The sequence below is a fragment of the Catenuloplanes indicus genome (genome assembly GCF_030813715.1).
GTDB lineage: Bacteria > Actinomycetota > Actinomycetes > Mycobacteriales > Micromonosporaceae > Catenuloplanes > Catenuloplanes indicus.
The window spans coordinates 1,232,429-1,246,124 of sequence record NZ_JAUSUZ010000001.1; the positions used below are offsets into that span (position 1 = coordinate 1,232,429).

Below are 13,696 nucleotides of genomic sequence, written 5' to 3' on the forward strand. Positions count from 1 at the left end.
CCGTCCATGCCGGACGTGCATCATCCGCCCGGTGACCATCAGGACCGCGCGGGACGGCCGCGTTCTCACCGTGTTGATCGACGCGCCGCCGCACAACTACATGAACCGTTCGCTGATCGAGGCGTTGCAGGCCGTGGTGCGGGAGGTGGACCGGGATCCCGGGATCGGCGCGGTGGTGGTCGGGAGCGCGGTGCCGGGACGGTACATCACGCACTGGGACATCGCGGATCTGTCCGCGACCGCGGAGTCCGCGCCCCGGCTACCGCCGGCCGGCGCGCGGTTGCTGCTCGGCGCGGTCCGGGCGCTGACCGCGGCCGGCGCGGGCCGGTTGCTGGGCAGGTCGAAGCTGGCCGGTGTGCACGGTGTGGTGCGCTGGCACGACCTGGTGCTGCGGATCATGCGGTCGCCGGCGGTCTGGATCGCGGCGATCGACGGGCCGTGCGGCGGTGGCGGGCTGGAGATGTCGGTCTTCTTCGACCAGCGGATCGCGTCGGCCCGGTCGTCGTTCGTGGTGCCGGAGCTGACCATCGGGCTGACCACCACGCTCGGCGCACAGCGGCTGACGCACCTGGCCGGGCCGGCCCGCGCGCTGCGCATGCTGCTGGACGGCGAGCCGTACACCGCGTCGGAGGCCCTTGACCTGGGTGTGATCGACCGGGTGTGCGCGGTGGATCCGATGGCGGAGGCGCAGCGGCTCGCCGCACGCTACGCGCGCCGGCCTCGGGTCCAGGTCGGACGGCAGAAGCGGCTGATCAACCGGGCCTACCGGGCGAGCGCGCGGGCGACGCTGACCGGGGAGGGCGTGTCGCAGATCTCCGGCGTGCCGAGCGCGGCCACCCGGTCGGCGCTGCGCCGCTGGCTGGAGATGCGGCGGCCGGATGGGGAGAGCGTGTTCCTCACCGACATGCGCCCATGGGCGGACGGGACGGCGATCGATCTGAACCCACCGCCGCCGGAACGCTGAACCGGATGCGCGCGGTGAGCACGCCCGGCTCCTCGCGGAACCACTCCGCGCCGAGCCGGGTGAACACCCGTTTGCCGCGCGCGTTGTCCGCCTCGACCAGCGCCTCGATCCCGCAGGCGCCGGACGCGCGGGACTCCCAGACCAGGTAGGCCGCGGCCCGGGTGCCGAGCCCGCGGCCCTGCCAGGCGTCCTCGATCAGCAGCCCGGCCTCCCAGGGCGCCGCCGCGGCGGTGCCGATCACGTTGACCAGCCCGACCGTGTGTCCCTGCACGGTGACCAGCGCGCTGAACCCGTACCCCGGCTCGCACAGCGCCGCCCACTCCACCGCCCTGATCCGATCCCGCTGCCCGTGGTAACGGGCCCGCCGCGTCTCGGCCGAGCAGCGCGCGTGCATGTCGTTCACCGCGTCGAGATCGGACGCCACGGCCCGCCGGATCACCGCGAGGTCGCGTACATCGTCCATGGCCACCACGGTCGCGGCCGGAACTGCTCACCCGCCAGCCCGCGGCTGCTCACTCCGCGCCGATAGCATTCCGGGATGGCCGACCACCCGACCTTGGTCCTGATTCGCGGCAATTCCGGCAGCGGCAAGACGACCACGGCCCGCGAGGTCCGCCGCCGGTACGGCCGCGGCTGCGCGCTGCTGGAACAGGACCACCTGCGCCGCGTCGTGCTGCGCGAACACGACTGGACCGGCATCGGCCCGGTCGCGCCCACGTTCATCGCCGCCACCGCCCGCGCCGCGCTGGACGTCGGCTACCACGTGGTCCTGGAGGGCATCCTGCACACCGAACGGTACGCGGGCGTGCTGCACGACCTGACCGGCCGGCACCCGGGGCCGGTGCACGCGTACTACTTCGACCTGTCCTTCGAGGAGACGGTCCGCCGCCACCGCACGCTCACCTACGAGGTCGGCTTCACGCCGGAGGACATGCGCGGCTGGTACACGCCCCGCGACCTGCTCGGCCTGCCCGGCGAACGGCTCATTCCGGAGTCCGCGGACCTCGAGGAGGCGGTGACGCTGATCCTGCAGACCAGCGGGCTCGGCGCCGCCCCGCCGCGGACGCCGTGCCCGGCCCGCTGCCCGCACTGCGCGGCCAAGATCCAGTTGTGACGGCTACCCTCGGGCGAGTGCGTACCCTATCGATCATCACCGCGGCGCTCGCCGCCGTCCTGCTGCTCTCCGCCTGCGCGACCTCGGACGGGGCCGACGAGGTGCTCCGCGAGAACCCGGAGATGATCGTCTTCCTGGAGCCGGACATCACGCCCGGCCAGCGCGCCGACGTCGAGCGGGCACTGCGCGCGCTGCCCGGCGTCAGCGAGGTCGCCCTGATCACGAAGGAGCAGGCGTACCAGGACCTCACCCGGTTCATGTCCGGCCAGCCGAGCGCGGCACCGATCAACAGGGACAACCTGTCGGAGAAGTTCACCGTCCGCACGACGGACCTGGAGGCGTTCCGGGCGCTGCGCGAGAACGGCACCGCGACCACGCTGTCCCAGCAGCCCGGCGTGGACGAGGTCCGCTTCCAGTGCGTGACCCGGGCCGAGTGCCGCGAGGAACTCGGCGGCTGAGCAGGGCCTGGCCAGGGCCCGTACCGCGCCCTGGCCAGGCCCTGCTCAGACCACCCAGTCGTTGTTGAGCAGATGAAACATCAGGACTCCCTGGAGCGGGAGTGAGATCAGCGTGTAGACCTGAACCGGGGTGAACGGGAGGCGGCCCAGCAGTATGAACGCGGCCAGCACCTCCATCACGTAGCGGGGCGCGGACATGAGCGGCTCATTGGTGACCGGGCCGGCCGGGAACGAGATCGCGAAGAGCAGCAGCCCGGTGCCGAGCAGCGGTAGTACCCACTGGTCCTGGCGCATACGCCAGGGTCCGGTGAAGCACAACACGAGCAGCACGATGACGAGCAGTACCGACGCAAGGTCAAAAATGCTGTGCAGCGTACGCCAGTCCACCAGCGGATTCGTGGCGATGAGCTGAATGGTCTCGACGATGCCGGTCCACGGCCAGTCGAGTTCGCGGCCCCACGGTTCCATGGCTACACCGCTGAACCGAAACGGGTCGTCGAAACGCCACCACAGGTAACCCATGTAGGCGAAGAGGCCGGACGGCATCAATGCGGCGGCGAGCACGTTCCAGCGCCAGCGGTAGCCGTACACCCGCAGGTACTCGTAGGCGAACGCGAGACCGAGCAGCAGACCGGCGGAACGAGTGGCGGAAGCGAGGCCACCGAGTGCCCCGGCCAGCCACCAGTGGCCGCGTCGGATCGCGTAGAGCGTGCCGATCATCAGCGCGATGAACAGAGACACGTTGAATCCGATGCCGAGGTAGAACGCGACCGGCCAGATCGCCATCGCCCAGGACGTGCGCACTGCGACCGCTCGCCCGAATTCGACCTCCGCGAAACGGTAGAGCAGCACATACATGGCGAACATCGCGATTCCGGCGACGACAACGCCCGCGGTTTTCGGCCCGGTCGGCAATATGATGTCGGCCACACGGATAAGGAACGGGTAGAGCGGAAAGAATGCCGGGTCCACGGCGTCGGTGGCATAACCGCTCTCCGCAATCCGGGTATATTTCGTCTGATCGAAGCGCCACCACGCCTCTACCAGATCGGCGATGCTGACCGGATCTCCGACCTTGCGGTCGTACTGCTTGTAGACGGTGACGACCAGCCAAGCCACGTAGGACGCGACCGAGATCACACCAGCGGTACGGACTGCGGGCCACCACGGACGACCGAGGGCGGACGCGGCGGGGTCCCGAGACCCGGATGACGGTTCATCCGCGGGGACGCCGGTCCGGTCCGAGTCCGGGGTCGGGGTGTGGGCGGCCAGGGATTGGGAGGACACGGGGGGACATTCTTAAGGCAATTCCGAGCTGGCTGCAAGTTTCCTCGGATAACGTAACCGATCCCTCCCCGAGCGTGACCATCACGGTTCCCCGGAAACAGATATCGCGGCAGGTCGACAACCTCCCGGAAACAAGCCGGACCGCAACAAGTCCCCGTGCGCACTCTTGACAAATTGGACTATTCGCCAAGATCGCCTCACATTGGCGTACCCGTCGGGCCGATGCCCGGAAGCATGTGAATGCCTTTATGATTCGGCGGGTTTTCACTCGAGGAAGGGTCCAACCGGTGCGTTCAGCCCCGACGCTGTCTGTCGTCGTTCCGATTTACAACGAGGAGGCGGTCCTGCCCTCCTTCGCTGAGCGGCTCCGCCCGGTGCTCGACGGGCTCGGTGAGTCCTACGAGGTGGTGGCGGTCGACGACGGCAGCCGTGACGCAACGCCGCTGATGCTGACCGCGATGCGGCGATCCTGGCCGCAGCTGCGCGTGATCCGCCTCAGCCGTAACTGCGGCCACCAGGGTGCGCTCACCGCAGGGCTGCACCGTGCCTACGGCGAATACGTGGCGAGCATCGACGCCGACCTGCAGGACCCGCCAGAGGCGCTGGCCAGCATGCTCCGCCTCGCACAGGCCGAGAGTCTCGACATCGTGTACGGCGTGCGCACCGACCGGACCACCGATACGGTCTTCAAGCGGTGGACGGCCGGTGCCTACTACCGCCTGATGCGTCGCGTGGTGGGCCGCAACGTACCGTCCCAGGCCGGCGACTTCCGTCTGCTGAGCCGCGCAACCGTCGACGTGCTGCGCCAGCTTCCGGAGAATCGGCCGGTCTACCGCCTGCTGGTGCCGTGGACCGGCCTGCCGAGCGGCGAAATCACGTATGTCCGGGAAAAGCGCGCGGCGGGCGAGTCGAAGTACCCGCTGTCCAAGATGATCCGGCTCGCGCTGGACAGCATCACCGGTTTCACCGCGTCGCCGCTACGGCTGGCCACCTGGCTCGGCCTGGCCGGCATGCTGGTCTGTGTGTTGCTGGCGGTGTTCACGATCATCACCTACCTGAACGACAGCGCGGTGCACGGCTGGGCGTCCTCGATCCTGATCACGGTCTTCCTCGGCGCGGTGCAGCTACTCTGCCTCGGCCTGCTGGGCGAGTACGTGGCCCGCATCTACGTCTCCGCGCAGGGCCGGCCGAACTATTTCGTCGGGTACGACTCAGCCGCGGAAACCGGCATCGACGACCGCCCCGCCACCCCGGTGATCGTGCCGCACCAGGCCGACCCGGACCGGATGGCGCCGACCCTCTGACTACCGGCCCTTCTCCGGCCCGGTAGTCGAGTGCTGGACCTGCTCAGACCGTGTTGAGCAGGTCCAGGGCGCTGTGCTGGCAGCCGTGGCTGGTGTCGATGAACGGGCCCGACCAGTGCGAACCGTACGCGTCGAAGGTGTTGCGGTTGCTCGCGTGGATCGTGTCCGCGTTGCGGCGCAGCCAGGGTGTGTAGGCGCCGCCGGTCGCGCGGTTCAGCACGCCGAGGCCGCGGGCGAACGCGCCCTTCCAGGACGGCTGGTCGCCGGTGCAGGTGTCCTGTTCGCCCGGCTCACGCAGGATGCCGTTCTGGGTGAGCCGGCCGGCGACCGTGACCGCGTCCGCGAGGCGGCGCGCGGTGGCGAGCTGCTCCGCGTTACCGGTCAGCCCGTGCAGGCCGGTCAGCGCGTTGATCAGCACACCCTGGTTGTACGTGAGCGGGCCGCTGATCCCCCTGCACGTCTGCAGGCTGATGCCGTCGATCACCAGGTTGTCGCCGTTGATCATGCCGGTGCCACGGAACCACGCCCAGCCGGCCTCCGCGCGCTGCCGGTAGGTCGCGTTGCCGGTGCGCCGCGCGATCTCCGCATTGAGCTGGATGTAGAGGCTGTTCGCGATCGCGTTCTTGTACTGCCGGTCGTTGCGCCACCACACGCCGCCGCCGCACACGCCGTCCCAGAAGCTGTGCATGTGGTCCGCGTCGGCCCGCGCGGTGTTCAGGTAGCGGGCGTCGCCGGTCAGGTCGTAGGCGGCCAGCCAGGCCAGACCCCACCAGCCGGTGTCGTCGATGTACTCGTTGCGGAACTGCCCCTGGACCGCGTCGATCTGCCGGTCGTAGGTGTTGGCGATCGCGTACGTGTAGCTGCCCATGCCGGAGACGCGGATGTTCTCGATCAGCGCGGACATCGCGTTCGCGCTGGTCCACCACGCGTTGCCGTCGAACAGGCCGGTGCCCTGGTCGTAGCGCATCATCAGCGCGGTCGCGGCCGCGCGCTTGCGGTCGCCGGCGTTCCAGGTGCTGCGCGCCCACGGCGTGCACGCCACCTCCGGCCGGCCACCGGCCCTCGCGCAGGCGCGGAGCACGCCGACGCCGCGGCCGGCCCAGTCGTCCACGTTGAACATCGGGCTGCGCGCGGCGCGCTGCCCGGCCGCCACCGTGCTGAAGCCGAGCCGGCTGCCGGCGGCCCAGCCGCGGCCGCCGTCGAACGACCGGTCCAGCCACACCTCGTCGCCTGGTGAGCCGTTCTCGACCGTGCCCCAGATCATCGCGTCCGGGTCGCTGACGTGCAGGCGCACCGTCCGGCCGTGGATCGCCACGCCGACCGGCGTGCGGTCGCCGGCGGCCTGCGCGGCGTCCCGCCCGTCGCAGTGGACGTTGCAGACCGCCACGGCCGCGACCACCTCGGCCGATCCGGCCGGGGTCTGCGCGATCAGCCCGCCCGCGGCCACCACGGCGAGCACGACGGCCCCTGCGATCCTGCGCCCCATACCCGCCTCCACATGTCGCGATGGACGCACATCATCCCTCCCGTCGCGGCCGAAAAGACATTAATTAGGGTTGATTTAGGAGTGGCGGAGCGTGTTCGCCCCGGCGAGCGTGACGCCGGCCCGGCGGGTGAACAGCCGCCCGGCCAGCGTCAGCGCGTGGTTGCGCCGCCCGGACACCGCGCTCGGCGGCGGGTCGCGCCGGTCCAGCACCCGCAGCGCGGCCGTCACCACCCGCTCCGGTGTCTGGAACTCCGACCGGCCGGCCGGGTCGGTGCTGCCGATGACGTCGAAGAACTCGGTCCGGGTGAGCCCGGGCGCGAACGCGAGCACGCGCAGTCCGGTGCCGCGCGACTCCGCCCACAGTGACTCGGTCAGGCTGAGCACGAACGCTTTCGCCGCGGAGTAGGCCGCCTGGTTCGGCACCGGTGCGTAGGCCGCCACACTCGTCATGTTCAGCAGGTAACCGCGGCCGTGCTCGCGCAGCCGGTTGATGAACGCGCGGCTGATGTCGGCCACCGCGGTCACGTCGACCGCGATCATCTGCCGCAGCCGCTCCGGATCGTCGTCGTGGAACCGGCCCCAGCTGCCGTACCCGGCGTTGTTGATCACCGCGGTGACCGGGATGCCGCGCCGGTCCAGTTCCGCCGCGAGCGCGGCCCCCGGCGCGGGCACGCTCAGATCGAAGGGCAGCGGCGTCACCGGTACGCCGTGTGCGCGCCGCAGCTCGGCCGCGAGCGCCTTCAGACGGTCCGCCCGGCGGGCGACCAGGATCAGGGCGGAGCCGCGGGCAGCCAGCCGCCGGGCGAACTCCGCACCGATCCCGGAGCTGGCGCCGGTGATCAGGACGGTCTGGGCGCGGTGTTCCAATCTCTGCATGGACGACACCGTACGCCATATTGGCAGACACTGCCAATATGGCGCCGGGTGATAGGATCGGCGGCATGGGAATCCGGGAGCGCAACCGGCTCGCCGTCGAGCGCGACATCAGCGAGGCCGCGATGCGGCTCTTCGTGACACAGGGCTTCGACGCCACCACCACCGACCAGATCGCACGCGAGGCCGGTGTGTCGCCGCGGTCGCTGTTCCGCTACGTCGGCTCGAAGGAGGACATCGTGCTCGGCGACATGCTCGCCGCCGGCGAGTCCGTGCTCGGCGCGCTGCGCGAACGGCCACCGGCCGAGGGCCCGTGGGAGGCGCTGCGCGCCGCGCTGCGCGTGCTGGAGGGCAACCCGCCGGATCGCGCGCTCGCGCTCGCCACGATGTTCCTGGAGACTCCGTCGCTGCGGGCCCGCCGGCTGGAGAAACGCCTCGCCTGGCTCGGCCTGCTGGTCCCGGAGATCACCCGCCGCCTCGGCCGCACCCCGGGCGACGTGCCCGACCCGGCCGCGCACGCGATCGTCGCCGCCGCGCTGGCCTGTCTGGACAGTGCCACGGAGATCTGGGCACGCCGCGGTGGTGCCGGAGACGTGGTGGCTGTCTTCGACGAGGCGCTGGACGCGGTGCGGCACGCCTGAGACAGCGTCCGCGGCCGTGCCCGTAGCCGCACCGGCCGTACACGACCGACGCCGAGGTCACGCCGTCCCCGGCGCGGCTGGTCCACGGCCGGGCTGACGGCGCTGTACGAAGTCGCGGACCGACCCGCGCCGCGACCTCGCTCACAGCACGGATCCCGGCCGCCGCCGGGCTGTCATGATTGCCCAATGTTCCAGGCGGGGGCGCGCTCGCGGCGCGTCGGTACGTTCATGCTGGCCGAGGACGAGGCCACGTTCCAGGAGCGGCTGGCGCCGGTGGTCGCGAAGCTGGGCGGGTGGGAGACGCACGACCGGCGCGGCCGGACCAGCACGGCGCACGCCACGCTGCCGGACGCGATGCGCCGCGACGGGCTGCGGGCGTTCCTGCGGCTGCGCGACCGGGACGGCAGTCCGCTGATCCAGTACGAGCGGTCCACCACCGCCGGCGGGTCCGCGTCGATGCGCCCCGGGCGCCTGGCCTGGACCTGGTTCCCGGACGACCACGCCGACCCGGTCCGGCGCGAGTTCGCCACGCTCGCTGACGCGGCCTGGACCGCGCTGCAGGCCGTCACGTCGCCGCACGTGGCGACCGTGGACGGCCGCAACGCCCGCGGCTACCGGATCGGCCCGGCCGCGGCGGCGTGGATCCTGGCGCACCCGGACCGGCGCCTGCACGACGGGGTCCCCCTGATCCTCACGGAGAAGACCCGATGACCCGCAAGACGGTACGGCTCGCGCTCAGCGGCCTCGGCGCGATCGGCGGCTCGCTGCTGCGCCTGATCGCCGACGGCGCACAGGGCACCTACTCACCGCGCGGTACCGCGCTGGACCTGCGCGTCGTCGCCGCGGTCGACTCGTCCGGCGCGATCGCCGACGCCGCCGGCATCGACCCCGCGCCCCTCGCCGCGCACAAGGCCGCCGGTGGCCGCGCCGTCGACCTGCCCGGCGTGACCGTGGCCGGCCGCACGGTGGCGGACCTGCTCGCCGCCGGCGTCGAGTTCGATCTGCTGGTCGAGGCCGGCCCCGGCGACCTGGAGACCGGCGGCGCCGGCCTGGCCGCGGTCCGCGCCGCCCGCGCGGCCGGCCTCCCGGTCGTGCTGGCCGCGAAGGCCCCGCTCGTGCTCGCCTGGGACGAGCTGACCGGCCCCGGCCCGGCCGTCGCGTACAGCGCCTGCGTCGGCGGCGCGCTGCCGACCGTCACGCTGCTGCGCGCCACGCTCACGTCCGCGCGCGCGTCGAAGATCGAGGCCGCGCTGAACGGCACCAGCGTCTACGTGCTCAGCCTGATCGAGGACGGTCTCTCCCCCGCGGACGCGGTCGCGCGCGCTCAGGCCACCGGCATCGCCGAGCCCGACCCGTCGTTCGACCTGGACGGCTGGGACGCCGCCTGCAAGCTCGTCATCCTCGCCAACGCCACGCTCGGCGCCCACGCCCGCCTGACCGACGTGGACCGCACCGGCATCACCGACGTCACCCGCGACGACCTGCTCCGTGCCCGTGCCACCGGCCACCGGATCGTCCCGGTCGGCACCGCGGTCCCGAACGGCACCGGCTGGCGGCTCACGGTCGCACCGGTCGCGCTGCCCGCCGACCACCCGCTGGCCCGGATGGACCCGGAGGAGATGGGCGTCGTCGTGCACACCGACGTCGCCGGCCGCCTCTGCGCCACCACCCGGGAGCCCGACGCCGTCCCGTCCGCCGCCGCGGTCCTCCGCGACATCCTCACCACGGCGGGCTGACCGGCCGCCCGCCTTGCCCGCGGCACCGAACACGGGCGCGGCCGGAAAGATCTGGAGCGGCGGATTCACCAGGACGGGGAGATCCTCCGCGGCACGCCCCGGCCCACCACGCGGCGAAGGGCGCGGTCCGGCCGCTGACCGGCGCGTCCCGCGCACGGTGGCCGCGAGGGTCTCGCCGGGAGTTCCCGGCCGTCCCTACAGCGGCGGCCGCCGGGCGACGATGCACACGTTGTGCGGGTCGAGCGCCCCGGCGGCCGTCAGCGCGGCCAGGCACTCGTCGATGAACGCGTCGGTGTCGTCGCCGAGCACCTCGGCCTGCGCCGCGAACGTGGCCGCGCGCAGCGCCGCCCGCAGCCGGTCCAGGTCACCGGCGCCGAGGTCCTGCGCGACCGGCTCGACCGGTGAGACGGCCAGCCCCTCCGCGGCCAGCAGCAGCGACACGTCGGCCGCCGGGTGCTGGTGGAACATGATCGGCGCGTCCGTCAACCGGTCCCGCCAGGCCGGCCGGTCCGCGACCGCGCGCAGCGTGTCCCGCAGCGCGAACCCGTCCGCGCGCGGCTGGCCCGCGCTGTACTGCAGGACCAGCGTGCCGCCGGGCGCGACCGCGCGCGCCATCGTCCGTACCGTGTGAGCGGGGTTGTCCAGCCAGTGCAGCATCCACGACGAGTGGACCACGGCATATGCCCCGGACGGCAGCGACAGCCGCCGCGCGTCCTGCCGTGCCACGGTGACCGGCAGCGCCGCGCACCGCGCGCGGGTCGCGTCCACCATGGACTCGCTGATGTCGCACGCGTCGACGGTGAGCCCGCGCCGCGCCATCGCCTCCGCGACCTCGCCCGACCCGCAGCCGACGTCCGCGAACCGGCCGTCGCGCGGCAGCCCGGCCTTGGCCAGCGCCTTGAGCGCGGCGCGCACCTGTCCCGCGTTCGCCGCCCGGTACGGTTCCGCCCGCCACTCGTGCCCGGTCCGTGCCATCTCCCTACGGTCCCAGCTCCGCGCACGCGCCGCCACCCCATGATTACGATGGATGACGATGAGTACGCCAGGCTTGTACGCGGTCAGCGACCTCCACGTCACCTACCCCGAGAACCGCGCGATCGCCGAGTCGCTGCACCCGGTCACGCCGGACGACTGGCTGATCGTGGCCGGCGACGTCGCCGAGAAGGTCACCGACATCCAGCGGACGCTGGCCCTGCTGGCCACCCGCTGGTCCACCGTGATCTGGGCCCCCGGCAACCACGAACTGTGGACGGTCCGCGACGACACCGTCCAGCTGCGCGGCGAGGAACGCTACCGCCACCTGGTCGAGGTCGCCCGTGACCTGGGCGTCCACACGCCCGAGGACCCGTACCCGATGTGGCACGGCACGGCCGTCGCCCCACTGTTCGTCGGGTACGACTACTCGTGGCGGCTCCCCGGCCTGACCACGAAGGAGGACTCGCTGCGCAACGCCGAGGCCGCCGGCGTCGTCTGCACCGACGAGTTCCTGCTCCACCCCGACCCGCACCCGTCCCGCGACGCCTGGTGCGCCGACCGCGCCCGCATCACCGCCGCCCGCCTGGCCGCGCTTCCCCCCGACGTGCCCACCGTCCTGGCCAACCACTACCCCCTGGTCCGCGAGCCCACCGACATCCTGTGGAAGCCCGAGTTCGCCCAGTGGTGCGGCACCACCCGCACCGCCGACTGGCACCTCCGCTTCCGCGCCACCGTCATGGTCTACGGTCACCTGCACATCCCCCGCACCACCTGGCACGACGGCGTCCGCTTCGAGGAGGTCTCGCTCGGCTACCCCCGCGAGTGGCGCCACCGCGGCACCACCGCCCCGTCCCCCGTCCGCCGGATCCTCCCCGCATGATCGAACAACTGCTGCCCCCCGGCGTGGCCTGGGCCGAGTCCTTCCGCGACGAACACTGCACCCTCTTCCCCGAGGAAGAGGCCACCATTGCCCGCGCCGTCGACAAACGCCGCAACGAGTTCACCACCGCCCGCTGGTGCGCCCGCCGCGCCCTCGCCACCCTCGGCCTGCCCCCGTCCCCGATCGTCCCCGGCGACCGCGGCGCCCCCAGCTGGCCCCCCGGCGTCACCGGCGCCATCACCCACTGCCCCGGCTACCGCGCCGCCGCCGTCGCCCACACTCCCGCCGTCGCCTCCATCGGCATCGACGCCGAACCCCACGCCCCCCTCCCCGACGGCGTCCTCGACCTGGTCACGCTCCCCACCGAACGCGAGTGGATCGCCCACGCACCCCACGGCGTCCACTGGGACCGCCTGCTGTTCAGCGCCAAGGAATCCGTCTACAAAGCCTGGTTCCCGGTGGCCCGCCGCTGGCTCGGCTTCGAGGAGGCACACGTCACCGCCTCCCCCGACGGCACCTTCCACGCGGAAATCCTCATCGACGGCCCGGTCAAGCATTTCTCCGGCCGCTGGACGACCGCCGAGGGCCTCATTCTGACCGCGATCATCAACACCGGATAGTTAACCGGCGTGGCATAGCAGGCGTGCTCCCGCGGGCACCGGTCCAATGCCACTCAGCTTATTTTGATCTTGCAGGCCGTGTCGCCGGTGACGCGCGCGCGTCGCACGCCGCCGCAGGCGGGCTGACGCCCGGGATGATCTTCCATCCGTGCGGGGATCGAAGATCCAGATGTCGTTGTGGCCGCTTCGCACGGATCGAAGCAGCCGGCGGTGGCGTGCAGATCTCGCACGGCACCACCGAGCCGGCGGCCACCGCACCCCGCGCCCGAAATATCGTGATATCGGGGATGAGGCGCCCGGCGGTTCTCCGCCGGCCCGGCGCGAAGGCGGCGCCGCCGGCCCTGATTGATCACTCAGCCGGGCGGGCGGGATTCCCGCGTACGCGGACACTCGACGGCGGAGCGAGATATGGCGATATTTCGGACGCGGGCTTCGCGCGCGCTCCGAAGCAGCCGCGGGGCATCGCCACCACGCAGCGCAACGCTGCGCTGCGCGGCCCGACGCTGCCCTTCGCGCGTTCGTGTGGTGCCCGGCGAGCCTGCACCACGCCGGGCCGCACCTTCGCGCCGGGCCGCACCTTCGCGCCGGGCCGCACCTCCAGGCCGGATCGGGCCTTCGCACCGGGGCGGGTATCCGGGCCGGGTCTCCGCGCGGGCGGTGGGGCCGCGAGTCCCTGGCCGGCGCGGATGCCGTCCCGTGCGGTGCGGCGGGCAGGGAGCAGAGGCGGTGGGGTGCTTTGTAGAAAGCCAGGTCAGAGTCCGTGATCAAGTTGAGCTGGGTGGCGTTGGCCCCGGTTCCGTGGCGGCCAGGAACCACCCCAGGCCCGGCTCGACCATTGCGAAATCCTCGCGGGTCATCCGGCACCTGCCGGTGCGCTCGACCATCGCGGGGGCGGCTCCGGCTCCGACGGCCTAGGGCAGGTCCGGCGGGCAGGCCGAGAGCTCGATGGCGGCGACCTCGGTTGCGGCGCCCAGGGGTGTGGTGATCTCGAAGGAGAAGCAGAGCGGCTCGGTCCCGTCGAAGCGGGCCCTGAGGACCCACGCCGGGTCGGTGCGCCGCAGATCCCACGCCCCGCCGACGGCCTCGTCGATCTCCTCGTCGGTGAGGCGGCCGTCCGCGGACGCCATGGCCAGCTCCTGCTGTACGGTGGCCGCCGCCTGGCGGGACAGCTCCGTCTCCGCCTCGGCGATCTCGCGCTGGTGGTTCGGGAGGGCGACGCCGTACATCCAGAGAACCACGCCGGCCACCCCGAGGAAGCCCAGCAGCGGCAGCACGACAACGGTCCCGAGCGCGCCGGCGGCAAGGCGGGGCGCCCAGGACTTCCGGGAACGAGGCATCAGGCCGTTGTAACCGATGCC

General features: G+C 72.3%; 15 protein-coding genes. 9 read left to right on the forward strand and 6 right to left on the reverse strand.

The annotated features are described in order from the left end of the window. Positions 1-31: 31 nt before the first annotated feature. A complete protein-coding gene (locus J2S42_RS05850) occupies positions 32-964 on the forward strand; it encodes an enoyl-CoA hydratase/isomerase family protein (protein WP_307235974.1) in 933 nt (310 codons plus the stop codon). On the opposite strand, the gene J2S42_RS05855 is transcribed toward J2S42_RS05850, so the two are convergent. Then, positions 897-1,427 carry a GNAT family N-acetyltransferase gene (locus J2S42_RS05855; RefSeq protein ID WP_307235976.1) on the reverse strand — a complete coding sequence of 177 codons (531 nt, stop codon included), beginning with the start codon at positions 1,425-1,427 and terminating at the stop codon, positions 897-899. The two genes, J2S42_RS05850 and J2S42_RS05855, sit on opposite strands and share 68 nt — an antisense overlap. Before the next feature lie 75 nt (positions 1,428-1,502). Between J2S42_RS05855 and J2S42_RS05860 the strand changes: the two genes are divergently transcribed. Both J2S42_RS05860 and J2S42_RS05865 read left to right on the forward strand, forming a co-directional pair. Further along, the gene (locus J2S42_RS05860; protein WP_307235978.1) at positions 1,503-2,078 is read left to right on the forward strand and encodes an AAA family ATPase; all 576 of its coding nucleotides are present in this window, start codon (positions 1,503-1,505) and stop codon (positions 2,076-2,078) included. A gap of 17 nt (positions 2,079-2,095) precedes the next feature. After that, positions 2,096-2,536, forward strand: a complete 441-nt coding sequence (locus J2S42_RS05865; RefSeq protein WP_307235980.1) for a permease-like cell division protein FtsX — start codon at positions 2,096-2,098, stop codon at positions 2,534-2,536. A gap of 45 nt (positions 2,537-2,581) precedes the next feature. Here J2S42_RS05865 and J2S42_RS05870 read toward each other — a convergent pair whose 3' ends face one another. Next, a complete protein-coding gene (locus J2S42_RS05870; protein WP_307235982.1) occupies positions 2,582-3,676 on the reverse strand; it encodes a glycosyltransferase 87 family protein in 1,095 nt (364 codons plus the stop codon). A 434-nt stretch (positions 3,677-4,110) separates the two neighbouring features. Here J2S42_RS05870 and J2S42_RS05875 point away from each other — a divergent pair, with 434 nt between their 5' ends. After that, positions 4,111-5,127 (forward strand): glycosyltransferase family 2 protein, encoded by a 1,017-nt coding sequence (locus tag J2S42_RS05875; protein WP_307235984.1) that lies wholly within the window; start codon positions 4,111-4,113, stop codon positions 5,125-5,127. 43 nt (positions 5,128-5,170) lie between these two features. Here J2S42_RS05875 and J2S42_RS05880 read toward each other — a convergent pair whose 3' ends face one another. Together J2S42_RS05880 and J2S42_RS05885 are read right to left on the reverse strand one after the other, a co-directional pair. Beyond that, the gene (locus J2S42_RS05880; protein WP_307235986.1) at positions 5,171-6,613 is read right to left on the reverse strand and encodes a glycoside hydrolase family 76 protein; all 1,443 of its coding nucleotides are present in this window, start codon (positions 6,611-6,613) and stop codon (positions 5,171-5,173) included. 75 nt (positions 6,614-6,688) lie between these two features. Then, entirely contained in the window at positions 6,689-7,489 is an 801-nt protein-coding gene (locus J2S42_RS05885) for an SDR family NAD(P)-dependent oxidoreductase (RefSeq protein ID WP_307235988.1), read from the reverse strand. A gap of 65 nt (positions 7,490-7,554) precedes the next feature. On the opposite strand from J2S42_RS05885, the gene J2S42_RS05890 reads away from it, so the two are divergent. The 3 genes from J2S42_RS05890 (at position 7,555) to J2S42_RS05900 (ending at position 9,863) form a co-directional block, all read left to right on the forward strand. Continuing rightward, the gene (locus J2S42_RS05890; RefSeq protein WP_307235989.1) at positions 7,555-8,127 is read left to right on the forward strand and encodes a TetR/AcrR family transcriptional regulator; all 573 of its coding nucleotides are present in this window, start codon (positions 7,555-7,557) and stop codon (positions 8,125-8,127) included. Positions 8,128-8,313: 186 nt separating this feature from the next. Continuing rightward, entirely contained in the window at positions 8,314-8,838 is a 525-nt protein-coding gene (locus tag J2S42_RS05895; protein ID WP_307235991.1) for a hypothetical protein, read from the forward strand. Beyond that, positions 8,835-9,863 carry a homoserine dehydrogenase gene (locus J2S42_RS05900; RefSeq protein ID WP_307235993.1) on the forward strand — a complete coding sequence of 343 codons (1,029 nt, stop codon included), beginning with the start codon at positions 8,835-8,837 and terminating at the stop codon, positions 9,861-9,863. Before J2S42_RS05895 ends, J2S42_RS05900 begins: the two co-directional genes overlap by 4 nt. A 195-nt stretch (positions 9,864-10,058) precedes the next feature. Here the strand turns inward: J2S42_RS05900 and J2S42_RS05905 are convergent, their stop codons facing one another. Beyond that, a complete protein-coding gene (locus J2S42_RS05905; RefSeq protein WP_307235995.1) occupies positions 10,059-10,838 on the reverse strand; it encodes a class I SAM-dependent methyltransferase in 780 nt (259 codons plus the stop codon). A 58-nt stretch (positions 10,839-10,896) separates the two neighbouring features. Here J2S42_RS05905 and J2S42_RS05910 point away from each other — a divergent pair, with 58 nt between their 5' ends. Next, the gene (locus J2S42_RS05910; RefSeq protein WP_370879144.1) at positions 10,897-11,718 is read left to right on the forward strand and encodes a metallophosphoesterase family protein; all 822 of its coding nucleotides are present in this window, start codon (positions 10,897-10,899) and stop codon (positions 11,716-11,718) included. Continuing rightward, positions 11,715-12,338 (forward strand): 4'-phosphopantetheinyl transferase family protein, encoded by a 624-nt coding sequence (locus tag J2S42_RS05915; protein ID WP_307235998.1) that lies wholly within the window; start codon positions 11,715-11,717, stop codon positions 12,336-12,338. The genes J2S42_RS05910 and J2S42_RS05915 overlap by 4 nt, the downstream gene beginning before the upstream one ends. 911 nt (positions 12,339-13,249) lie before the next feature. On the opposite strand, the gene J2S42_RS05920 is transcribed toward J2S42_RS05915, so the two are convergent. Then, positions 13,250-13,675, reverse strand: coding sequence for a hypothetical protein (locus tag J2S42_RS05920; protein ID WP_307236000.1), 426 nt, complete (start codon positions 13,673-13,675; stop codon positions 13,250-13,252). Positions 13,676-13,696: the final 21 nt, after the last annotated feature.